The organism is Enterococcus mediterraneensis (assembly GCF_900604485.1).
GTDB lineage: Bacteria > Bacillota > Bacilli > Lactobacillales > Enterococcaceae > Enterococcus_C > Enterococcus_C mediterraneensis.
The window spans coordinates 505,817-526,426 of sequence record NZ_UWOP01000001.1; the positions used below are offsets into that span (position 1 = coordinate 505,817).

Annotated in this window: 23 protein-coding genes; 2 read left to right on the plus strand and 21 right to left on the minus strand. The window is 42.2% G+C overall.

The genetic code is table 11. From position 1 onward, the window contains the following. Nucleotides 1-5: 5 nt before the first annotated feature. From murG to EFB00_RS02400, 8 genes are all read right to left on the minus strand, one after another. Nucleotides 6-1,097 carry an undecaprenyldiphospho-muramoylpentapeptide beta-N-acetylglucosaminyltransferase gene (gene murG / locus EFB00_RS02365; RefSeq protein WP_122645332.1) on the minus strand — a complete coding sequence of 364 codons (1,092 nt, stop codon included), beginning with the start codon at nucleotides 1,095-1,097 and terminating at the stop codon, nucleotides 6-8. After that, on the minus strand, nucleotides 1,094-2,479 hold the full coding sequence (gene murD / locus EFB00_RS02370) for a UDP-N-acetylmuramoyl-L-alanine--D-glutamate ligase (RefSeq protein WP_122645333.1): 1,386 nt from the start codon (nucleotides 2,477-2,479) through the stop codon (nucleotides 1,094-1,096). Before murD ends, murG begins: the two co-directional genes overlap by 4 nt. Before the next feature lie 12 nt (nucleotides 2,480-2,491). After that, complete coding sequence (gene mraY, locus EFB00_RS02375) at nucleotides 2,492-3,454, minus strand: phospho-N-acetylmuramoyl-pentapeptide-transferase (RefSeq protein ID WP_122645334.1); 963 nt, start codon at nucleotides 3,452-3,454, stop codon at nucleotides 2,492-2,494. A gap of 17 nt (nucleotides 3,455-3,471) precedes the next feature. Then, the gene (locus tag EFB00_RS02380) at nucleotides 3,472-5,685 is read right to left on the minus strand and encodes a penicillin-binding transpeptidase domain-containing protein (protein ID WP_122645335.1); all 2,214 of its coding nucleotides are present in this window, start codon (nucleotides 5,683-5,685) and stop codon (nucleotides 3,472-3,474) included. Then, nucleotides 5,686-6,090, minus strand: a complete 405-nt coding sequence (gene ftsL / locus EFB00_RS02385) for a cell division protein FtsL (RefSeq protein ID WP_122645336.1) — start codon at nucleotides 6,088-6,090, stop codon at nucleotides 5,686-5,688. A 1-nt stretch (nucleotide 6,091) separates the two neighbouring features. Further along, the gene (gene rsmH, locus EFB00_RS02390) at nucleotides 6,092-7,054 is read right to left on the minus strand and encodes a 16S rRNA (cytosine(1402)-N(4))-methyltransferase RsmH (protein ID WP_122645337.1); all 963 of its coding nucleotides are present in this window, start codon (nucleotides 7,052-7,054) and stop codon (nucleotides 6,092-6,094) included. A gap of 21 nt (nucleotides 7,055-7,075) precedes the next feature. Next, entirely contained in the window at nucleotides 7,076-7,507 is a 432-nt protein-coding gene (mraZ, locus tag EFB00_RS02395; protein WP_122647024.1) for a division/cell wall cluster transcriptional repressor MraZ, read from the minus strand. Nucleotides 7,508-7,667: 160 nt separating this feature from the next. Then, nucleotides 7,668-8,036 carry a DUF3397 domain-containing protein gene (locus tag EFB00_RS02400; RefSeq protein ID WP_122645338.1) on the minus strand — a complete coding sequence of 123 codons (369 nt, stop codon included), beginning with the start codon at nucleotides 8,034-8,036 and terminating at the stop codon, nucleotides 7,668-7,670. A 174-nt stretch (nucleotides 8,037-8,210) separates the two neighbouring features. On the opposite strand from EFB00_RS02400, the gene EFB00_RS02405 reads away from it, so the two are divergent. Together EFB00_RS02405 and EFB00_RS02410 are read left to right on the plus strand one after the other, a co-directional pair. Further along, nucleotides 8,211-9,167, plus strand: a complete 957-nt coding sequence (locus tag EFB00_RS02405; RefSeq protein ID WP_122645339.1) for a magnesium transporter CorA family protein — start codon at nucleotides 8,211-8,213, stop codon at nucleotides 9,165-9,167. Nucleotides 9,168-9,243: 76 nt separating this feature from the next. Then, nucleotides 9,244-9,360: a DUF4044 domain-containing protein gene (locus EFB00_RS02410; protein WP_122645340.1), complete on the plus strand. Its 117-nt coding sequence runs from the start codon at nucleotides 9,244-9,246 to the stop codon at nucleotides 9,358-9,360. Nucleotides 9,361-9,589: 229 nt separating this feature from the next. Here EFB00_RS02410 and recN read toward each other — a convergent pair whose 3' ends face one another. The 13 genes from recN to EFB00_RS02475 form a co-directional block, all read right to left on the minus strand. Then, nucleotides 9,590-11,290: a DNA repair protein RecN gene (gene recN, locus EFB00_RS02415; RefSeq protein WP_122645341.1), complete on the minus strand. Its 1,701-nt coding sequence runs from the start codon at nucleotides 11,288-11,290 to the stop codon at nucleotides 9,590-9,592. Between the two features lie 15 nt (nucleotides 11,291-11,305). Continuing rightward, nucleotides 11,306-11,755: an arginine repressor gene (gene argR, locus EFB00_RS02420; RefSeq protein WP_122645342.1), complete on the minus strand. Its 450-nt coding sequence runs from the start codon at nucleotides 11,753-11,755 to the stop codon at nucleotides 11,306-11,308. 217 nt (nucleotides 11,756-11,972) lie between these two features. Then, nucleotides 11,973-12,791 carry a TlyA family RNA methyltransferase gene (locus tag EFB00_RS02425; protein ID WP_122645343.1) on the minus strand — a complete coding sequence of 273 codons (819 nt, stop codon included), beginning with the start codon at nucleotides 12,789-12,791 and terminating at the stop codon, nucleotides 11,973-11,975. A gap of 18 nt (nucleotides 12,792-12,809) precedes the next feature. Then, on the minus strand, nucleotides 12,810-13,694 hold the full coding sequence (locus tag EFB00_RS02430) for a polyprenyl synthetase family protein (RefSeq protein ID WP_122645344.1): 885 nt from the start codon (nucleotides 13,692-13,694) through the stop codon (nucleotides 12,810-12,812). Next, complete coding sequence (locus EFB00_RS02435) at nucleotides 13,691-13,912, minus strand: exodeoxyribonuclease VII small subunit (protein WP_122645345.1); 222 nt, start codon at nucleotides 13,910-13,912, stop codon at nucleotides 13,691-13,693. Before EFB00_RS02435 ends, EFB00_RS02430 begins: the two co-directional genes overlap by 4 nt. Next, nucleotides 13,905-15,248, minus strand: a complete 1,344-nt coding sequence (gene xseA / locus EFB00_RS02440) for an exodeoxyribonuclease VII large subunit (protein ID WP_122645346.1) — start codon at nucleotides 15,246-15,248, stop codon at nucleotides 13,905-13,907. The genes EFB00_RS02435 and xseA overlap by 8 nt, the downstream gene beginning before the upstream one ends. After that, on the minus strand, nucleotides 15,249-16,103 hold the full coding sequence (locus tag EFB00_RS02445; RefSeq protein WP_122645347.1) for a bifunctional methylenetetrahydrofolate dehydrogenase/methenyltetrahydrofolate cyclohydrolase: 855 nt from the start codon (nucleotides 16,101-16,103) through the stop codon (nucleotides 15,249-15,251). It lies immediately after the preceding gene. 210 nt (nucleotides 16,104-16,313) lie between these two features. Then, nucleotides 16,314-16,757, minus strand: a complete 444-nt coding sequence (gene nusB / locus EFB00_RS02450; protein ID WP_122645348.1) for a transcription antitermination factor NusB — start codon at nucleotides 16,755-16,757, stop codon at nucleotides 16,314-16,316. Further along, nucleotides 16,750-17,175 (minus strand): Asp23/Gls24 family envelope stress response protein, encoded by a 426-nt coding sequence (locus EFB00_RS02455; RefSeq protein WP_122645349.1) that lies wholly within the window; start codon nucleotides 17,173-17,175, stop codon nucleotides 16,750-16,752. Before EFB00_RS02455 ends, nusB begins: the two co-directional genes overlap by 8 nt. 17 nt (nucleotides 17,176-17,192) lie before the next feature. Next, nucleotides 17,193-17,750 (minus strand): elongation factor P, encoded by a 558-nt coding sequence (gene efp / locus EFB00_RS02460; RefSeq protein ID WP_122645350.1) that lies wholly within the window; start codon nucleotides 17,748-17,750, stop codon nucleotides 17,193-17,195. 99 nt (nucleotides 17,751-17,849) lie between these two features. After that, nucleotides 17,850-19,406 (minus strand): helix-turn-helix domain-containing protein, encoded by a 1,557-nt coding sequence (locus EFB00_RS02465; protein WP_122645351.1) that lies wholly within the window; start codon nucleotides 19,404-19,406, stop codon nucleotides 17,850-17,852. Between the two features lie 63 nt (nucleotides 19,407-19,469). Further along, entirely contained in the window at nucleotides 19,470-20,174 is a 705-nt protein-coding gene (locus tag EFB00_RS02470) for an LrgB family protein (protein ID WP_122645352.1), read from the minus strand. Next, the gene (locus EFB00_RS02475) at nucleotides 20,171-20,605 is read right to left on the minus strand and encodes a CidA/LrgA family protein (protein ID WP_122645353.1); all 435 of its coding nucleotides are present in this window, start codon (nucleotides 20,603-20,605) and stop codon (nucleotides 20,171-20,173) included. The genes EFB00_RS02470 and EFB00_RS02475 overlap by 4 nt, the downstream gene beginning before the upstream one ends. Nucleotides 20,606-20,610 lie beyond the last annotated feature (5 nt).

A 20,610-nucleotide genomic window follows, 5' to 3' on the forward strand; every position in this document is an offset into this window, starting at 1 on the left:
GACGTTTAGATCACTTCTTTTACTAAACCATATAAGCGTTCAGCTGCATCAGGGATTCCTTGTTCTTTGGAAGCCGCAGCCATGCTGCTTCGTAGTTGCTGATCTTCCATGATTTCATCAATCGTGGCAACCAGCAGATCTCCAGTCAATTCTTCATCCCGGATCATTTTGACAGCGCCGTGATCTGCTAGACTCTGCGCGTTTTTCGTTTGATGATCGTTTGTAACGTAAGGACTTGGGATCAAGATTGCTGGAAGCCCCAGTGCAGTAAATTCAGCGATAGAGGTTGCTCCGGCACGCCCAATCAGCAGACTGGAATTTGCCATGACCTCCGCCATTTTATCAATATAGGGTTGAACACTGATATTTGTCAATTCTTCTAAAGAAAAATCAAGATTCTTTTTGATTTCTTCAAAATATCGTTCACCAGAAGCATACAATACTTGATAATTTTTTTCAGCAAAGCGGGGCAATGCGTCGACCACCGCACGATTCAACTTTAATGCACCTTGGCTGCCGCCAAAGATCAAGACCGTTTCTTTGTCTGGATCTAAATGATATTCGGACAGAATAGACGTTTTGGCAACGTCGCGGACTTCTGTGGCACGTGGATTACCAACGAGCACTGTTTTTCTTTCAGGGAAAAATTGGGCAGCGTCAGGAAAAGCTAGCGCGACCCGATCAACGTACCGGCTCAAAAATTTATTTGTGATACCTGGCACGCTGTTTTGTTCATGGACGATCGTAGGAATCTTCAACTTGGCCGCCCCATAGACAACTGCACCAGAAACATAACCGCCAGTCCCAATCACGACATCTGGCTGGAATTCCTTCAGAATTTTTTTTGCTTGATGGATGCTTTTGATAAAAAGTTGGACCGTTTTGACATTGTCAAAGGAAAGCTTGCGCTTGAATCCTTGTATCTCTAATGTTTTGAATGGAATATCGGTTTTAGGCAGAATCTTATTTTCCAACCCTCTTTTTCCGCCTACGTATAAAAATTCAGCGGAGGGGTCCTGTGATTTCACATATTTGACAAAAGCCAGTGCCGGATAGATGTGCCCGCCGGTACCGCCTCCAGTTACTAAAACTTTCACTCAGTTTCGCTCATTTCTTTTTGGATTTTCAATGTTTCTACTGCAGCAACAAATCGATCACCGCGAACTTCAAAGTTTGGGTATTGATCCCAGCTGGCATTTGCAGGCGATAACAAGATCGTATCTCCTTCTGCACTTAGATCATACGCAAGAGGAACCGCTGTCTCAACGTTTTCAGTTAAGATGATCTCAGGGATCCCGGCTTTTTTGGCAGCTTCTGCTAGTTTGTTTTTCGTTTCTCCAAACAGCAGTATAGCTTTAAGCCCTTTTAACGATGGGATCAAATCATCAAATGAATTTCCCCGATCCAAACCTCCAGCTAATAAAATCAATTTCTGATGGTCGAAACCGCCTAGCGCCATTTCTGTCGCCAAAATATTGGTTGCCTTAGAGTCATTGTAGAAACGACGTTGTTGGATCACATCAACGAACTGTGTCCGGTGAGGTACACCGGTAAACTGTGCCAACGCTTGCGCAATAGCTTCTGAGGCGATCCCTTCGATCTTAGCTGTAGCTATCGCAGCCAGTGCATTTTCAATATTGTGCTTGCCTGGTACTCCCAGCTGATTGGCTTTCATGATAGCTTCTCCGCGGAAATACAGTGTATCTCCTGCAAGATAAGCTCCATCAACTTCTTCTTTTGATGAAAACGGAACAACTGTTGCTTTCGTCTGAGCACTTAACTTCCGAAGTTCTTCTTGGTCCCAATTCAAGACCAAATGATCTTCAGCAGTCATATTTTCTTGAAGATGCCATTTAGCTCGGACATATTCTGCCCGTGTTCCATGATAATCCAAATGCGCTTCATAAATATTCGTGATCACTGCTATCTTAGGATGGAACGTTCTAAGTCCCATTAATTGAAAGCTTGAAAGCTCCATAACTAATATATCATCACGCTTTGCTGTTTCAGCAACAGAACTGGCAGGAAAACCGATATTTCCTGACAAGTGGGCGCGTCCTTTCGACAAACCGTTATTCAGTGCCCGTTCGATCATTGTCGTGGTAGTTGTTTTTCCGTTAGTACCGGTGATACCGATGATCGGACATTCCGCGATCTGATACGCAAGTTCTACTTCGGTTATGATCGGGATTTGTTTTTCTAGCGCTTTTTGAACAAGGGGTTGAGAATACGGAATTCCCGGATTTTTTACGATCAAAGAAAAACCTTCATCCAGCAGCTCGATAGGATGCTGTCCGGTGATCACTTTGACCCCTAATGCTAAAAGATCTTGTGCCTCAGGATTTTCGTCAAATGGTTTTCCGTCATTAACGGTAACAAGTGCGCCCAACTCATGTAACAGTTTGGCCGCACTAAATCCACTCTTTGCTAATCCCAGCACAAGAACTTTTTTATTTTCATAATCTTTGATTTTCTTCATTTTTTCCATCTCCTACAGAACGATCACTAAAGTAACGATTGAGCAAATCAACGCAACGATCCAAAAAGTGATATCGATTCGCCATTCAGACCAGCCGCTCATTTCAAAATGATGGTGGATCGGTGACATTTTAAAGATACGTTTGCCTGTCAGCTTGAAGGATGTCACTTGCAGCATCACGCTTGCGGTTTCACATACATAGACTAATCCTATCAGCAATAGTGTCCATTCTTGATGCAGAAGAATCGAAATTGCTGCCAGCAATCCGCCTAATGCCAATGAACCTACATCACCCATAAAGATTTTAGCAGGTTTTTTATTGTAAGGGAAGAAGCCGATCAATCCGCCGATGACACTCAAACAAATGATCAACACATCGATTTGATTTTGTTTCCATGCGATGATTCCGTAAGTCGCAAAGGAGATGATCCCCAGAACCGACACAAGACCGTCGATCCCGTCTGTTAAGTTGACAGCATTGGAGAAGCCCACCAACCAGAAGACGACAAAAACGCCGTAAATGATCGACAGATTCAGATCATAGCCAAAAAGATTCAATGTATTAGCGTTGCCGTCCATCAGATAAACACCGTAGAAAACTACTGCTCCAACGATTTGACCGATCAATTTTTGCAATGAAGTCAAACCCATATTCCGCTTTTTGAAAAGTTTGATAAAATCATCCAAAAAGCCTAGCAGACCATATAGAAAAAGGATGAACAGCAGAATGAACAATGCTGGTGTCAAACTTTTTTGCCAAGCTCCGACCCAGATCCCAGTTAAAATACTGGCGATCAGGAAAACGACACCGCCCATCGTTGGTGTTCCTGCTTTGACATTGTGCCACTTAGGACCTTCATCTCTAATTTCTTGTCCAAATTGTTTCATTCTAAAATAACCGATAAACAGCGGCATCATCGCAAAAGTCATCGCAAAGCTGCTTACGACCGGCAATAGCATTTCTGTCCATTCCATCTTGTTCTCTCCTCAAATCAATTATTCTGCAACGTAAATGTTACTTTATCTGTCTCTTTTATTTTTTCAAATGGTTCAATACTTTGAGCCACACAATAGCCTTCTCCTTCAAAATCAACCGTGATCCCCAACAGGTCGCCTAATTTCATCAGATCCGATTTTGACCAGCCGGTGGTATCCGGCATATCGAATTCATCGCCGGTGGTTTTCAACAGCAGTCGTTCTGAAGACATCAATTCTGAACCACTTGGCGTCGATTGTTCTTTTACTTTATCCCCATCACCGATGATCACAGGATTCAATCCGCTTTTTGATGCGTCGCCTGCGGCAGTATCCACATCGAGATTACGATAATCGGCCACTGTAATCGTTTCTGAATCATGTTTTGTAGGCTGATTTTCATCTGCTTCTTTAAGATCCATCGCACGTTTTAATAAAGGATTACCGATATTCCCTAGGGCTTTTTGTTCCCAAGTTTCTGGTGTTTTCATCGTCATATACAAGATATACTCTGGTTTTTCCGCTGGGATCATCTCAACGATCGAATACAGATACGCTGTCGCACCTTCCAGATAACCGCCGTTTTCGCCGACGACTTGCGCTGTCCCTGTCTTAGCGGCGATATTATAACCAGGAACTTTGTATTGGTTATAGGCACTTCCGTAATTTTCACTTTCAACGACATCCCGCATATACTCGCGGACTTTTTCCGAAGCCTCTGCCGAAATCGGATGACCGACGACTTCCGGTTCATTGACTCGCTCTTTGCCTGTATCTGGATCAGCAATTTTACTGATGTATTGTGGTTTCAGCATCTCACCATCATTGGCGATCGCCGTGAACGCCTGCATCATTTGGAAATTTGTCACACCGATCGCTTGACCAAATGAACTCATTGCTTGGTCGACGACGTTATCGCCAGGTAAGATCCCGGTATTTTCGTCAGGCAATCCGGAGTAAGTACTTTTTCCGAAACCAAATTGATGCAAATAACGAGACCAGCGACTCCAACCAAGTTTCTCTTCCAGTTTTACCATTCCGACATTACTTGACCAAGACAATGCTTGGCGCATCGTCAATACACCTTTTGCACCAAAGTCATGGTCGTTGATAGTAGTGTCTGCGACCTTGATCTTTCCTGATACGAAGGTCTCATTTTCATTGAAGACCCCTTCGTTGATAGCAGCGGCTGTCAGCATCGTCTTCATTGTCGAACCTGGTTCATAACGATCTTGTACCAGCAGATTGCGCCATTCAAACCCTTTTTTAGAAAGTTCTGTTTTGGTTTCAGGATTGAAGGTTGGTCGTTGCGACATCGCAATGATTTCTCCAGTATCGGCCTTCATCAGCATAGCTGTCATATTTTCTGGTTTGTATTCTTTGTTGGACTGATCCATCAAAGTTTCAAGATAAGACTGCAAACGACTGTCAAGAGTCGTATAGATATCTTGTCCGTCTTTTGCCTTCTTTTCTTCCGCCACTGTTCCTGGCAATGGATTTTGGAAATTGTCTTTCTGATATACGATCTTGCCGTCTGTCCCGCTCAATAGATCATCATAGGCAGCTTCCAAACCAAATTTTCCTTCCAAGCCTTTGTCAACGCCATTCTTATCTACCACTGGTTCAGCGATACCGATAAAATGAGAAGAAAAAACGCCATTAGGATAGATACGAGCAGGGTGCTCATCAAAGTATAAACCGGCAAGGTCTTGATCTTTCAGATCCTTTTCGATTTTTTCTTTTTTCTCAAGTGTGATGTTTTTTCCTCTTTCACCAAATTCCACTTGGTATTGCTCTGCTTTCGCGCCTTTTTCCAGCATATCGATCGCGTAATCTTTATCCATGCCCAATTCTTTGTGAAGGATCTCTGCTAATTTATCGAAATCCTTTTCTTGCGCATAAAGCTTTTTCGTACCTGTCATATAGGTCTTAGATAAAATCGCTTTGACAGAATAAGAAGTGGCGTCTTCGGCAATTGCTACGCCATTGCGGTCATAAATCGTTCCGCGGCGGGCTTTTACTACACTGGAACCTTGGTATAGCGCTTCTGTTTTTTCTTTTAATGAAGTACCGGCAACTCTACCTACCACCACCAAGTAAGACATTCGGGCGGCAAACAAAAAGAACAACCCAATACTCGTAGCAAACAAAATAATACCTACTTTTTTGCGATTGTTCATCGGATTTAAATTTTTACTTTTGATATAGCTCTTGATTCGTTTAAAACTCATTTATTTCACTTTCCTTAAGTTATCATCATTGATTGTCATGCCTTTTTCTTCGGCAATTTTTTTAATGCGATCTGTCTTGGAAAGCTCGCTTTTTTCTTGCTCCAGACGTGTCGAGTCTTCTTTCTTTTGAGTCGTTTCTGCTTGGATCAATGAAACATCATGTTCAAGCTGACTAATATCCGTACGCACATAAATCGTAAGAACGGCAAGTCCGATCATAGCTCCTAATAAGAACACACCGATCAACTTTTCGATCTTGCTGATTTTTTTAAGTTTGTGAGCTGGAGATTGAGGTACCACGATGATCTCTGGGCGATCAGTAGACGGTTGCGTGGGTTTTTCTTGTTGCGGTATTTCGATGAGTGGTTCTGTGTAACCATAATCGTGGGCTTTCAATTCCGCCATCTTAACTCTCCTTCCTTCTCACTTTCTCTGCGATCCGCAGTTTTGCACTTCTTGAACGATTGTTTTCAGCAAGCTCGGCTTCTGAAGCAACCATCGGCTTTCTTGTGATCAATTTTAATTCTGGTTGATATTCTTCTGGGATGACTGGCAAGCCCGGTGGAAGATCTTTCGGGCTGCTGTACTCTTTGAACATTGTTTTTACGATACGATCTTCTAAGGAATGGAATGTGATGACACTCACTCTTCCTTTAGGATTCAATAACGCGATGGCTTGTTCTAATGAGTCTTCGATCGCGCCCAGTTCATCATTGACAGCGATTCGGACAGCTTGGAAGATCCGTTTCGCCGGATGTCCGCCCTTGCGTCTTGCAGGAGCAGGGATAGCTGTTTTAATGATCTCCACTAATTCTCCGGTCGTTGCGATGGGATGTTCTTTCCGAACTCGTTCGATTTCGCGAGCGATCTGTTTTGAAAATTTTTCTTCACCATAACGGTAAAAAATCTTAACTAATTCATGATAATCATATTCATTGATGACATTATATGCAGAAAACGCAGCGCTTTGATCCATCCTCATATCCAAAGGCGCATCTTGATGGTAACTGAACCCTCTTTGTGCTTCATCTAATTGTGGTGAAGAGACACCTAGGTCATAAAGAATCCCATCGACATGCGTAACGCCGATCTCTTCAAGTTTTTCCCGCAAAAAACGAAAATTGCTTTTGATAAAAGTAACTTGCCCTTTTTCAACATAAGGCGCTAAGCGTTTTTTCGCATGATCGATTGCTTTTTGATCTTGGTCGAATGCATACAAATGGCCCTTGGACTGTAACTGGCTCAGCAAATACTCACTGTGTCCAGCACCGCCCAAAGTACAATCTACGTAGATTCCTTCAGGTTGGATATTCAATCCGTCTACAGTTTCTTTTAGCATGACAGTATAGTGCTGAAATTCCGCGGTCATCTAGTTGCCTCTTCCTATATCTTATAATCCAAAGTCGATCATGTTCTCTGCGATCTCATCAAAGTTTTCTTCTGCTTCAACAGCAAATGCGTTCCAGCGTTCTTCGTCCCAAATCTCGATTCGATTCGCTACACCTGTGATCACACAATTTTTAGATAAGTTTGCGTGTTTTCGTAAGGTAGCCGGGATATTGATGCGTCCTTGTTTGTCGATCTCGCATTCTGTCGCAGCAGAATAAAAGTATCTGGTAAACGTCCGGGCATCTTTTTTTGCTAGAGGCATCTCGTTTAATTTTTCTTCTAAGTTATTCCATTCAGGTAACGGGTAGCCAAACAAACAACCGTCCAATCCTCTAGTCACTACAAACTTTTCACCAAGTTTTTCGCGTAGTTTGGATGGAACGATTAGTCGACCTTTTGCATCTATCGTATGTTGGAATTCTCCCATAAACATCGACAAATATCCCCCGATCTCCACCTGATATTCACAGTCTACCACAATCCCCCACATTCCACCACCTTTTCTGGAAAATGTTGTGTGAAGTTTTTTGACTATTTTTTACCAAAGATTTTAAAAAGGAAGATATCTTTTTTGCAGACATTTAAAAGTTTTTTTATAGATAATGAAGAATATTCATCACTATCAAAATGACATACAATAAAATCGAAATCAAAAACACCAGTCGCCAGAACATTTTCAGGTAACGGGAGTATAAGATCTCTCCATAATAATAGGCTTGAAATACCGCCACTAAGATTCCTAAAAAGAAAATAGGGATCAAAAAATACGGCAGGATCGACATATTGAATGTATTGATCGACAATTGATGCAAACCATAAAATAAAAAAGGAATACTGATATCAGGCGCTTTGATTTTTAAGCGCTTTTGTAAAGAAAATGTAGTAACTAAAAAAGTTGCTGCAAATAAAACGATGATTGGAAATAAGTACCAAAAAATCAAAACTGGTGAAAAACTTGCCATTAGATTGTTCCCCTCTTCTTAACTAGTGTAACTATACTTCATTTACTTTACACAGATGTTTCAGTTCTTTTAAAAGTTCATTCAGATAGGAAAAACTTTCACAAGATAAAAAAGCATTTTCAAAGAATTCTCTCGGATTTTCCTTTATAATAGTACTGATAAGGATGTGAGCAAATGAAGTATTATTATACAGTGGATGACCAAATACTGGTGCCTCATGAAAATAAATCCGCTGATTTTTTATGGCTTCATGTAGAGAAGCCAACAAGTCAAGAAATTAGCACACTTTCAGAAGAATATCAACTACCTATCGACTATTTATCAGCTATTTTGGATGATGCTGAAAATTCTCGTGTTGAAGGACTTGAACAAGAGAAATTCAAACGTCCTATTTTATTATTGCTTCAATTTCCTTATGTTTCCACAAGTCCCAGCGGTTACTTGCAATTTGAGACGTTTCCTTTATCCCTCATCATCACCGCTGATAACAAATTGATCAGTGTATCGAACCGTCATCCAACATTTTTCAGCAAGGTCCTCAAACAGCCTTTGCCAAATAATGACATGAGCAATTACATCAATTTGATATGGCAGATCGTATGGCGCTTGGTACTTTCCTATAACGACCATCTGCGGATGATCAAAGACCAAGTAGAAAAATTGGAAGGACAAATCCAAGTGTCCACCAAAAATAAACATCTGTATCAAATCATGGACATCCAAAAAAGTCTGGTGTTTTTTGAAGCAGCGACAAAAGCGAATCTGCAAGCATTGAATAATCTTGCTCTTTCTCCGGAATTTCAAAAAAACCATGCCTATCGGAACCATCTTCATGATATTTTAGTAGAAACTGAACAATCGATGATCTCTGCTCGAATCCACTTGAAACTGGTCAACCAGATGACTGATATTTTTTCAGCGATCGTCTCCAATAACTTGAATAACGTGATGAAGATTTTGACCTCGCTGACGATCGTCTTGACGATCCCGACGATCATCGGCGGTTTTTATGGAATGAATGTTAAATTGCCTTTCGCTTCCAGAGATGACGCATTCTTTTTGATCGCTATCGGCACACTGGTCTTTTGTTATATAGCCATCTATTATTTAAGAAAAAAGAATCTTTTGTAAAGTTTTCGTTTGTCACTTGAAGAAACGATTCTTTCCATGTAAACTTTGGGTAGCAACGATAAAAAGGATGGGTCTCATGAACGAAAAAAAATCAACGAGTACATTTTCTAAAGTTACTAAAGTAGTAATTTGGACGATGCTGATCTTAACACTGGGTTCTGTTTTCCTAACAGCTATCTTGAGTGTTATCTAAGCATTCCGCAGAAAATCCTGTATCAAAACCGACAAAAAAGCCGAAAAATCGGAAATTTGGACCGGCTCCCAAAAAATTGGGAGTCGATTCAAAATCACGATTTTTCGGCTTTTTCTTGTTGATTAATAGCTGTACCGATTGAAAATAACTCGCAGCCAACATATGAATAAAGATTTATTTTATCGTTTGACGTTTCCTGCTCAAATCAATGTCATTTGCTGCACTTTCATTATTTGTTTGTTTTACTTACATCAAGCTCTTTAGCCATCTGCAACAGTTCTCTAGCATGCTCGATCGTCAACTCTGTGATCTCAGCTCCTGAAAGCATACGGGCGATTTCTTGAACACGTTCAGTATCTGCCAATTGTTGAACTGTCGTGGAGGTTCGTCCTGCCTGTACTTTTTTTGCAATATAGTACTGATAATCAGCGATCGCCGCTACCTGAGGCAAATGAGTGATACACAAAACTTGAGAATTTCGAGCGATCTTCGAGATTTTTTGCGCGATTGCTTGCGCCACCCGTCCGCTAACGCCCGTATCTACCTCATCAAAAATGATACTAGTGATTCCTTGGGTTTTTGAAAAGATCGTTTTTAAAGCCAACAGGATTCTTGATAATTCACCGCCGGAAGCAACCTTTACAAGCGGTTTTAAAGGTTCTCCTGGATTGGTGGTCAGGAAAAATTCTACTTCGTCAAAACCGGTTTCTTTCAATGTCTTTCCTTGCCCTTTGAATACAACTTCAAATTGGCTGTTTTCCATATAAAGGTCTTTTAACTCTTGAACAACCTCTTTTTCCAAACGGTGAGCGATCAATTTACGTTGTTGATGAATTTGTTCTGCCAACTGCCAGACATGCGTTTCTTTTTTAGACAATGTTTGAATCATTTTTTCCAGATTTTCTTCCGAAAAATCAGCTTCTGCTAATTCTTGGGAAATCTTTTCAGTATATTCCAAAATCGTCGGGATCGAATCACCATACTTGCGTTTCAGCTGACGGATCAGATCCAAACGCTGTTCCACTACTTCCAGTCGTTCTTCATCCAACTCCAGATTGTCAATTTGCCGCGAGATCTCTGCAGCCGCGTCCTGCAACAAATAATAGGCTGTTTGGACATTCTCACCGATCGTTTCAAATTCTTTATCCAAATGAGCGATGCCTTGGATCTCATTCAGCGCCATTCCTACCCCATCCAAACTATTGGAACCTTCACTTGCCAAGGCCGCATAGCTTTGTGCAAAGGCGTCAACGATTTTTTGGTAGTTGCTTAATTTGTCCCGCTCTTCCAACAAGGTCTCTTCTTCGCCGATCTGCAGCTGTGCCTGCTGGATCTCTTCTTGTTGAAAACGCAGCATATCCATCCGCTGAACAAACGATTGTTCATTGTTCTGAATTTTGCGGATCTGCTGTTCCAACTTGCGGTATTCATGATATTCCCGCTGATAGACTTTTAATGTCTCATTATATTTCTCATCACCGAACTCATCGACGAATGACAAATGACGTTCTGGCTGTAACAATTCTTGATGCTCATTTTGCCCTTGAATATCAACTAAGAAGGCCCCCACACGCCGCAGATTCGCCAATGTGATCGTCCGTCCGTTTACTCGGCAAATGTTTTTCCCATTCATGGACATATCTCGCTGAACGATCAGCAGTTCTTCCTCAGTATCGATCCCCAGCTCATTAATCAGTAAAGCAAAATCTTCCCGTTGAGGTACTTCAAATAACCCTTCCAACAGACATTTCTCGCTGCCTTGACGGATATAATCGCTTGAACCGCGGCCGCCTGCCAGCAGTCCCAGCGCATCAATAATGATGGACTTGCCGGCACCAGTCTCTCCGGTCAATGCTGTCATCCCTTTATGAAAATTCAGATGTAATTCTGAAATGATCGCAAAATTTTTAATTGTCAGCTCTAGTAACATCACTGGCCTCCTAGATTATAAATACTGCAAAAATTCGCGGCGGATCATTGCCGCATCTTCTTCTGTCCGGGCGATCATCAACACATTGTCATCATCGTTCAACGTTGCAAACAATTGTTCTTTGAAACGGCGATCGATCAGATTGGCTGCTGCTGAAGCATTCCCTGGCAATGTTTTTAAGATCACGAACTTCTCCATCTGATCAACAGCCACGAAAGCATCCTTTAAAATCTTTTCCAATTTGGCGCCGACATCTTCCGCTGTTTCAGCCGGCAGACTATACCGATAGCCGCCTTCTGAAGACGGGACTTTGATCAGTTTCAATTCTTTGATATCCCGGGAAATCGTGGCTTGCGTCACTTGGATGTCGCGTTCTTTCAGCAATTCAACGAATTCTTCCTGCTTTTGGATATTTCTTTCGCTCAGCAAGCGGGTGATCAAACGGTGACGATCTTTTTTTCTCATCCTTATGTACTCCTTCTATAGTTTTCGTTCGGTAATAAAGAAAAAAGAGCCTAGGCAACCAGACTGAGTACCGACGAACAAGTTGGCCTATCTATTCATACTCATTTGTCCAACCGATTCCAGTCGCTTAATTACAGATTTATAGAACAAATGCGTATCTTAAAATCAGACAACCTTGGTTCTTTGCCGGCAGTCTCCCAGTCTTCACCTTTGATAGTTATTCTTTTACTAGCTGCTGATGGGCTTCTGCCACTAGCGCTGGTATATCGATTTCATCAGAGATTGTACCGGTTTTAGGTACTTTCTTCAAATGAACGATGAATTCGATATTGCCCTCTCCGCCTGTGATAGGAGAAAAGCTCAAATTTTTCACATCATAGCCTTCATTAGCAGCAAACGATAGGATTTCTTCCAAAACTTGGATATGGGTTTTAGGATCTCGGACGATACCATGCTTGCCAACCGCTGATTTTCCTGCTTCAAATTGCGGTTTGATCAACGCCATGACATCCCCTTGATCCGCTAAAATCTTATGAAGAGGCGGCAACATCAATTTTAAAGAAATGAATGACACGTCGATGGTTGCGACTTCAGGCGTTCCTTCAAGAAAGTCTTCCGGCTTGGCATAGCGAAAATTCGTCCGCTCCATTACTATTACCCGTTCATCCTGACGAATTTTCCAGGCAAGCTGGTTATACCCAACATCCAATGCGTAACTCATCTTTGCCCCGTTTTGCAAAGCAACATCTGTAAATCCGCCTGTTGATGCCCCGATATCCAAAATGACTTTATCACGGACAGTAAAATCAAAGATCTTCAATGCTTTTTCCAGCTTTAATCCTCCGCGAGAAACGTAAGGGAGTTTTTGTCCTTTGATCTGCAGAGGTGTTTCGATAGAGATCTTTTCACCCGGTTTATCCAACCGCTCATTTTTGTCGGTATACACTAATCCTGCCATGACCCCTCGTTTTGCCTGTTCTCGTGTTTCAAATAGTCCTTGTTGATACGCCAAAACGTCAACGCGTTCTTTTTTCATGTTTTTCCTCTTTCTGTTTTATAAACGGAATTTTTCGATAAACTCAGCAAATAGTTGAGGATGAAAATCTACAGCTGTTTGCAGCTGATCGATTTCATGCTGGGCTGCTGCTAAAGTCTGGGTCAATGCCTGACGTGCACCATCAATGCCCAAAAGTGCAGGATACGTACTTTTTGCCAGCTCTTGATCCCGCTGAGTGTTCTTCCCTAGTTCTTCCGTTGTTGCTGTCGCGTCCAGCAGATCATCGCGAATTTGAAAAGCCAATCCTAATTGTCTAGCAAAACGTTCGACAGACAGCAGGACCTCTTCCGGCTGTTCCGCTAGAACCGTTCCACTGACAAAAGCAAAAGCGATCAGATCACCGGTTTTATGCTGGTGAATTTGGGCAATTTCATCGATACTCAACTGCTGCCCTTCTGCTTGGATATCAGCCGCCTGCCCCGCCACCATTCCGCTGGTGCCTGCTAATTTGGAAAATTGCTGCAGGAGCAATATTTTCGGACTGGCATCAACTTGCGCTAGACTCATCAAATGAAAAGCTTCCGTCAATAATCCATCACCCGCCAAGATCGCCATTGCTTCGCCAAACGCTACATGATTGGTAGGCTTGCCCCGCCGCAGGTCATCGTTGTCCATTGCCGGCAGATCGTCATGGATCAATGAGTAGGTATGGACCATTTCTAAGGCGGCGGCTATTTGATACGCGCCATCTGTGATCTCTTTGCCAAAAGATGCGACAGCTGCCAACAACATCAACGGACGCAGCCGCTTACCGCCAGCTTGAATTGAATATAGCATACTTTCCTTCAAAGTTTCATGACTGGTATGCTCCGTAATAAAACGGACCATCTCGGCTTCTACTTGCGGCAGATGGCTCTGTTGGATATCTCTTAACGATCTCATTCTTCTGCCTCTTCAAATGGGACTTCTTCGTTGTTTTCCGACATCATTTTTGTCAGAGTTTTTTCTGCTTTTGTCAATGTATCCTGACACTGCTTGCTTAAAATCATGCCTTTTTGAAAAGACTGCAGCGCTTCTTCTAACGGGACATCCCCTTGTTCTAATTTTGTTACGATTTGTTCTAATTCTTGCAATGACTCTTCGAATGTAGGATTAGTCATGGTTTTCCTCCTTTACTAAATCGGTGATGTGGACTTTTGCTTGACCATCTTGATAATGGACCTGCAGTTCATCCCCTACCCGCAGATCTGTCACGGATTTTACGACCCGCTCTTCTTTTGTGGTATAGCTGTAGCCGCGTCCCATGATTTTCAACGGACTCAGCAAATCCAAGGATTGGATCAGTTGTTGTAAGGACTGGGTTTTGTCTTCTAATAACTGACGGCTTTGTTTTTGCAGGCGTTCACTCAGATATACTGCTTTTTGCCGTTCTTCTCTGACTCTCGCCAAAGGAATCACCTGCTGCAAACGATGGATCGTATGAGTTGCTTGCCGTTCTTTTTCAAAGACCAGTTGTTGCAGTTGTTGTTTCAACCGCTGATTCAATTGATCTAATTTAATGGATTGTGCATCGTATAACCGTTCTGGCTGACGGAAGACATAAGAATTCAACGCTCGCTGGTAGCGTTCATTTTTTTTCTGTAGTTGATAGATAAATGCTTGCTCTAAGCGGGCACGCCGTTCTCTAATTTTGACGATTTCTTCTGATAAGACCGGCACCGCCAGCTCTGCCGCTGCAGTGGGAGTCGCCGCACGTACATCAGCCACAAGATCTGCGATAGTAGTATCTGTTTCATGCCCGACAGAAGAAATAATCGGTGTCTTCGCTGAAAAAATCGCACGAGCCACCCGTTCTTCATTAAAAGGCCACAGATCCTCGATCGAACCGCCGCCGCGGCCTAAAATCAGCGTATCGAAATTCCCCAGCGCTTCCACTCTCTGGATATTTTTCACGACATCATCTGCCGCTTTATCACCTTGGACGACCGTTGGAAACAATACGATCTGGGCAATCGGATATCGACGGCGGACAGTCGTAATGATGTCTCTGATCACCGCACCGCTGGGACTTGTCAAAACCGCGATTCGTTTAGGAAAACGGACAATGGGCTGCTTAGGTGCAGTAAACAGTCCTTCTGCTCCCAGTTTTTCTTTTAATTGTTCATAGGCTTGATACAATGCACCGATGCCGTCAGGTTCCATGTGTTCCACATAGATTTGATAATTGCCGCTTGCTTCATATAAAGAAATACGGCCAATCACCAATACCTTCATTCCTTCTTCAGGTTTGAAGCGCACTTTATCGAAAGCGCCTTTGAACATTACCGCAGAAATTTTGGCGCCATCGTCTTTCAAACTGAAATATTGATGGTTAGGCCGCAAACGAAAATTGGAGATCTCGCCAGTCAAATAGACCCGTTCCAAATAAGGATCAGCGTCAAATTTACGTTTCAAATATTTTGTCAATGCAGTGACTGTCAAGTACTGCTGTTCCATCTACTCACCTGATTTCTTACGTTTCGCTGCTTGGATCGTTTGGTACATCAGCATCGTGATCGTCATTGGACCAACGCCTCGAGGCACTGGTGTGATATAAGAAGCAAGCGGTTCTGCTTCGTCAAATTTCACGTCTCCGATCAATTTGCCGTTCTCATCACGATTCATACCTACATCGATCACAACTGCGCCTTCTTTGATGAATTCTTTTGTAACAAAATGTCCTCTGCCGATAGCAACCACTAAAATATCCGCTTGTTTAGCTAATTCCGCTAAATTTTTTGTGCGAGAATGGGCGATCGTAACCGTGGCATTTTCCGCCAAAAGCAGATGCGCCATCGGTTTGCCTACGATATTACTGCGGCCGATCACTAACGCCTGTTTTCCAGTTAAAGAGATATCATAGGCTTCAAACATTTTCATGATGCCAAATGGTGTACAAGGGATCATTTCTGGTGAACCGGCGAATAATTTTCCCAGATTCATTGGGTGAAATCCATCTACATCTTTCTTAGGATCGATAGCCAACAAAATCTTTTCTTCATTTATTTGTTTTGGCAATGGCAATTGCACTAAAATACCATGATAATCTTCATCTTGATTATATCTTTCGATTTCTGCTAATAACGCTGCCTCGGAAATGTCACTAGGGTATCGTTCTACTTTGGAACGGATCCCGATCCGTTGCGCAGCCAATTCTTTGTTTTTTACATAGGTTTGACTGGCTGGATCTTCCCCCACCAGCAAAACTACCAATCCGGGACGAACTTGTTCTTTTTCAAGCTCTTTTACTTCCGCGGCAAGTTCAAGCTGCATTCTTTCTGCTAATTCTTTTCCTTTGATCAGTTGTGCCATGGAATCGACTCCCTTACTTGTTTGCTCCTATTCTAGCATAGCAATTATTTCTTGCGAAAGCTTTCTTAGTGAAAAAAAGAAATTCTTTTCATGGATGTTTGGCTTTCACCGCCGCTATAGCTTTATAAAGTGTACGGCCGTTTCCAGACACCAAAAGAAAAACCAGAATGGAAAGTTCCATTCTGGCTGCATCCCAAAAACGAATGCCGATCACGCTGTCAACTCATTATTGATAGTTGATAACACACCATTAACGAATTTACGGGATTGATCGTCACTGAAAGTTTTTGCAAGTTCGATTGCTTCATTCAAGACAACTTTATTCGGCACATCGTCCACATAAAGCATCTCAAAAATCGCGATTCGCAAAATCGTTACATCCATTTTAGAAAGACGTTGGATGCTCCAACCTTTTTTCAAGTGTTGTTGGATCATTTCATCTAATTCAGCTTTTTTCTCACAGACGCCGCCAACTAATAGATCTAAGTAAGCCGGCACAAAGTTTTCCTGCTCTTCATCAATGATTTCATGATGTTCTAGTTCGATCGCATGGAAAATCGCATCTTGTTTCGAAAGGTCTTGATTGAAATCCAGAGGAAACAGAGCTTGCAGCGCCATTTTTCGAATCTCGTGACGGGATATTTCTTTACTCATTTTCTTCCTCTTCACTTTCAAATAATTCATCTAAATCTGGTTGTTCAAGTTTTTCTGGAACCACTGCCACTACATGGACATTGACTTCCGCTAATTCGACATCTGTCATGAACAGCACTTGCTGTTTGACACGCTCTTGGATTGCCATCGCCGTTTTCGGTACTGACACACCATATTTAATATAGCAATATAGATCAACTTTGATCCCTGCTTCATCGATCGTTAAGTAAACGCCTTTGCCGTGGGCGGAACGGCCTAATAATTCTGTGACATTATTGGCGAATGTTCCTCGCATACCGTAGATTCCTTCGACTTTTGACGCTGCGATCCCGATAATGACCTCGATCACTTCCGGTGCAATAACGATTTCTCCTAATTCATGGTTGGCATCCAACACTAGATTTTTTTCATCAGCCATGTTGATTTCCTCCATTCTTATGCTCGTGATACATACGTACCATCTGTTGTGTTTATGATCAGTTTATCTCCTTGGTTGACGAAAAACGGTACATTGACAGTCAAACCGGTTTCCATTGTTGCCGGTTTTGATCCGCCAGAAGAAGTATCGCCTTTGATATTTGGTTCAGTTTCTGCTACTTCCAAGATAACTGTATTTGGCAGTTCAACACCTAAGATCTCTGATCCGTACATAATGATGTTGACTTCCATATTTTCCAAAGTATATTTCAACTCTTCTTTGATTTGTTCTTCTGGGATCTCGATTTGTTCATAAGTTTCCAGATCCATAAAGACATGGTTGCCGCCGCTTTCGTACAAGTATTGCATTTTACGGTTATTGATTTGTGCCTTAGCGACCTTTTCACCCGCGCGGAATGTCTTTTCCTGAACCGCACCTGTTCGCAGATTTTTTAGTTTTGAACGAACAAAAGCCGCGCCTTTACCTGGTTTTACGTGTTGGAAATCGACAACTCGCCAAATGCCGCCGTCAACTTCGATCGTCAGTCCTGTTTTAAAGTCATTTACTGAAATCATTATTATCCTCCTTGATGTTCTTAACCCGAGGAGAACTCTCCTCAAAACAATTCTAAGAAACATATTCGTTAATAGTTTATCATTAATTCATGGGATACGCTATATAAAACCGTTTTGTCTCAAGGAACTTTTACCTTTCAGCGATTCTTTCGATTTTTCCGCTTCTGTTTGGTTTACAGTCGTTTCAAAGACTTCCATCAGCTGTATGTAGTCCTCCATTTTCAGCTCCTCAGTGATCAAAACCGTGGGGATTCCCGATGCTAACGGCCACAAAAGATAGCTGGTCGTCAAACAAAGATCATAAGACGCTTCAGAAGGCTTCCGCAAAAAAAGCAAACGATAATTGCGTTTAAAAAAATGGGTCAGATCTTTTATCAGGACATCTTCTTCAAATAAAGGCAGATCTGTCAGCAATAAGATTCGGATACAAGGAAGATGGGGCGAAAATTCCGGCAATTCTTTGAGGATCGTCATATAGCGGTGAAACAGCAGACTGTGTTCGGAAAAACTTTCTTCCCCAGTCTTTTCTCTAATCTCATCAAAATGCTTTTTGAGCCATTGATGCAACATTGGCCGTTGAAGAGACGGGCGCCAAAATGAATCAGCATTGATCCCTCGCTCAAGCTTGGGAAATAATTCAACAAATAAATGACCACTCAATAAATAGCCTTGTGCTTGATCCAAAAGCTGTTTTCCTTGAGGTCGGTCTTCTGTCTGCAAATTTTCGATCAACTGCCTGGTTATTTGCTGGTAGTGCTGATAGAACAAAATTTCCTGCTGTTGATAGTTTTTTTTGATTGCTGTCATTTTATCCGCCTGTTGATAATACTCTTCTCTTGTCAATAAGGCGAGATATAGATACCCTACTGCCGTTTCCGTCTGGTGATAAGCCGGCAGGATAGGCGTGATTTCCCGAGAAAAAGAGTCGAACAAATCGTTTTGTTTTAAATAAGGTGCCACTGTTGCTTCAGTGATCTTGTGATGCTGGCTCTCTCGCAGCAAACTGGCAGCGATCAGATATTCCAAGCGGCGTTTTTTCATTTCATGAAAATCCACATCAAAAAAAGCCATAGTCGCATCGGCGATTTGAGAAACGATCTGCTGATCGATCTGCCGAAATGGCCAGATTTTTCCACGAAACAGCCGCCAATAATAAATAGAAAGATACATCCGGACGTTCATTTCATCCCCTGCCAGTCGATAACTTCCTCGGCGTAATTGGATCCCTGAACGCGCCAATCGTCCCTTGATCTCAGACAGCTTGCGGTGGGCCGTTGTTTCACTGATAAAAAAAGCATTGCTGAAACCATGCAGCGAATCGACAGTTTCACCGATCATTTCTTCCAGCATTTGGATGCTGAGAGTGTGACGAATCAAATGGATCAAAAACTGTTCCTGCTCCAATTCATTTTCCGCGATCACCATTTGGTACCCTTGTTTGTCTCGGATAAAAAGCGGAAGATCCGAGCCGGTAAAACGCTGATATTCCTTCATCAATTCATGGCGTATTCTTCCTACACTACGCGTGTCCATCTGCAACCGTCGTGCGATCTCGGTTGCCGTCAACCATTTTTCTTCCGCAAAAAGTTCCAAAATCGCGACTTTTTTGACTAATTCATAATCGATTTCTTGCAATGCGCTTGCTGCTAAATACATAAAAAAACCCCTTCGCCAAACTCTGCCTCATTTTAGCAAATGTTCGACGAAAAGGAAACTTTCTTAAAATAAACCATTGATCATATTGTACAAAAACGGCATAAGCACCACCGTGGCGATTCCATTGACGCAAATACACAGACCGGATAAAATACCTTCTACTTCTCCTAATTCGATCGCTCTTCCCGTCCCGATCGCGTGTGAGGTGCTTCCCAATGCGATTCCGCGAGCTACCGGGCTTTTTATACGAAACAGTTTGAATACATGACTGCCGATCAATGCGCCTAAGATTCCCGTAGACACTACGATCGCCAGGGTCACCGCTGAAATGCCTCCCATTTGTTTTGATAGATCTAATGAGATCGCTGTAGTAACGGATTTTGGCAACAGCGAAAGGATCATATTCTGTTTCAACGAAAAGAACCGCCCGATCCCAATGCTCAACACCACATTGGTAACGATCCCTACGACCGTTGCTACTAATACCGGCAAACTGTTTTTCTTCAACGTATCCAGATTTTGATACAGAGGCAATGCCAAGGCAACTGTCGCGGGTGTGATCATCATCGTCAAAAAGTCGGCGCCTTTGTTATAGTCATCATAAGAAACACCCGTCACTTTCAGTAAAATGATAATGAACACCACAGTCAAAATCAATGGATTAAGTACAGGAATACGGACGTAGCGCAACAGCCATTCCATCAAACAGTATACAACGATCGTTAGTGTCAGTCCCACTAACGGGTTTTGAAAAAAATCAGCTGTCATTCCAATTCCCCGCCTTTTACTTTTAATGATTCTTCTAACGTTTCTTCCAGTTTTTCCAATTCTTCCACAACAACCCCTTGACGACGTTCCAGCAGTTTTTCTACCAATTCAGTAGTTTTTCCAACCGTCACAAGTGTCGCTATGACACAGACACCGACGATCCCTAATAAAATCGGCCAAGTAAATTTGATGGCATCATAATACTTCATCAAACCTACTCCCGCCGGAACAAATAAGATCGTCAAATTGTTCAATAGAAAATTACAGGTAGGCGCGATTTTTTCGGCATTGATCACTTTGAATTCAAAAGCCAGAAACAATAATAAAATCCCTAAAATACTGCCAGGTACCGGCAGATCCAGTACTACTCGCAGTCCTTCTCCTAACACTGAAAAAAATAATATAATGGCAAATTGACTAAATATTTTCATTTCAT

What these genes read in the sequence shown, in the direction of transcription:
- murD (WP_122645333.1), bottom strand. Translation starts at nt 2,479, where the DNA reads ATGAAGAAAATCAAAGATTATGAAAATAAAAAAGTTCTTGTGCTGGGA.
- EFB00_RS02410 (WP_122645340.1), top strand. Translation starts at nt 9,244, where the DNA reads ATGAACGAAAAAAAATCAACGAGTACATTTTCTAAAGTTACTAAAGTA.
- EFB00_RS02475 (WP_122645353.1), bottom strand. Translation starts at nt 20,605, where the DNA reads ATGAAAATATTTAGTCAATTTGCCATTATATTATTTTTTTCAGTGTTA.
- nusB (WP_122645348.1), bottom strand. Translation starts at nt 16,757, where the DNA reads ATGAGTAAAGAAATATCCCGTCACGAGATTCGAAAAATGGCGCTGCAA.
- EFB00_RS02465 (WP_122645351.1), bottom strand. Translation starts at nt 19,406, where the DNA reads ATGTATTTAGCAGCAAGCGCATTGCAAGAAATCGATTATGAATTAGTC.
- EFB00_RS02405 (WP_122645339.1), top strand. Translation starts at nt 8,211, where the DNA reads ATGAAGTATTATTATACAGTGGATGACCAAATACTGGTGCCTCATGAA.
- efp (WP_122645350.1), bottom strand. Translation starts at nt 17,750, where the DNA reads ATGATTTCAGTAAATGACTTTAAAACAGGACTGACGATCGAAGTTGAC.
- mraY (WP_122645334.1), bottom strand. Translation starts at nt 3,454, where the DNA reads ATGGAATGGACAGAAATGCTATTGCCGGTCGTAAGCAGCTTTGCGATG.
- argR (WP_122645342.1), bottom strand. Translation starts at nt 11,755, where the DNA reads ATGAGAAAAAAAGATCGTCACCGTTTGATCACCCGCTTGCTGAGCGAA.
- EFB00_RS02430 (WP_122645344.1), bottom strand. Translation starts at nt 13,694, where the DNA reads ATGAGATCGTTAAGAGATATCCAACAGAGCCATCTGCCGCAAGTAGAA.
- EFB00_RS02470 (WP_122645352.1), bottom strand. Translation starts at nt 20,174, where the DNA reads ATGACAGCTGATTTTTTTCAAAACCCGTTAGTGGGACTGACACTAACG.
- recN (WP_122645341.1), bottom strand. Translation starts at nt 11,290, where the DNA reads ATGTTACTAGAGCTGACAATTAAAAATTTTGCGATCATTTCAGAATTA.
- mraZ (WP_122647024.1), bottom strand. Translation starts at nt 7,507, where the DNA reads ATGTTTATGGGAGAATTCCAACATACGATAGATGCAAAAGGTCGACTA.
- EFB00_RS02380 (WP_122645335.1), bottom strand. Translation starts at nt 5,685, where the DNA reads ATGAGTTTTAAACGAATCAAGAGCTATATCAAAAGTAAAAATTTAAAT.
- xseA (WP_122645346.1), bottom strand. Translation starts at nt 15,248, where the DNA reads ATGGAACAGCAGTACTTGACAGTCACTGCATTGACAAAATATTTGAAA.
- EFB00_RS02400 (WP_122645338.1), bottom strand. Translation starts at nt 8,036, where the DNA reads ATGGCAAGTTTTTCACCAGTTTTGATTTTTTGGTACTTATTTCCAATC.
- EFB00_RS02445 (WP_122645347.1), bottom strand. Translation starts at nt 16,103, where the DNA reads ATGGCACAACTGATCAAAGGAAAAGAATTAGCAGAAAGAATGCAGCTT.
- rsmH (WP_122645337.1), bottom strand. Translation starts at nt 7,054, where the DNA reads ATGACCGCGGAATTTCAGCACTATACTGTCATGCTAAAAGAAACTGTA.
- EFB00_RS02435 (WP_122645345.1), bottom strand. Translation starts at nt 13,912, where the DNA reads ATGACTAATCCTACATTCGAAGAGTCATTGCAAGAATTAGAACAAATC.
- EFB00_RS02455 (WP_122645349.1), bottom strand. Translation starts at nt 17,175, where the DNA reads ATGGCTGATGAAAAAAATCTAGTGTTGGATGCCAACCATGAATTAGGA.
- ftsL (WP_122645336.1), bottom strand. Translation starts at nt 6,090, where the DNA reads ATGGCGGAATTGAAAGCCCACGATTATGGTTACACAGAACCACTCATC.
- EFB00_RS02425 (WP_122645343.1), bottom strand. Translation starts at nt 12,791, where the DNA reads ATGAAAAAAGAACGCGTTGACGTTTTGGCGTATCAACAAGGACTATTT.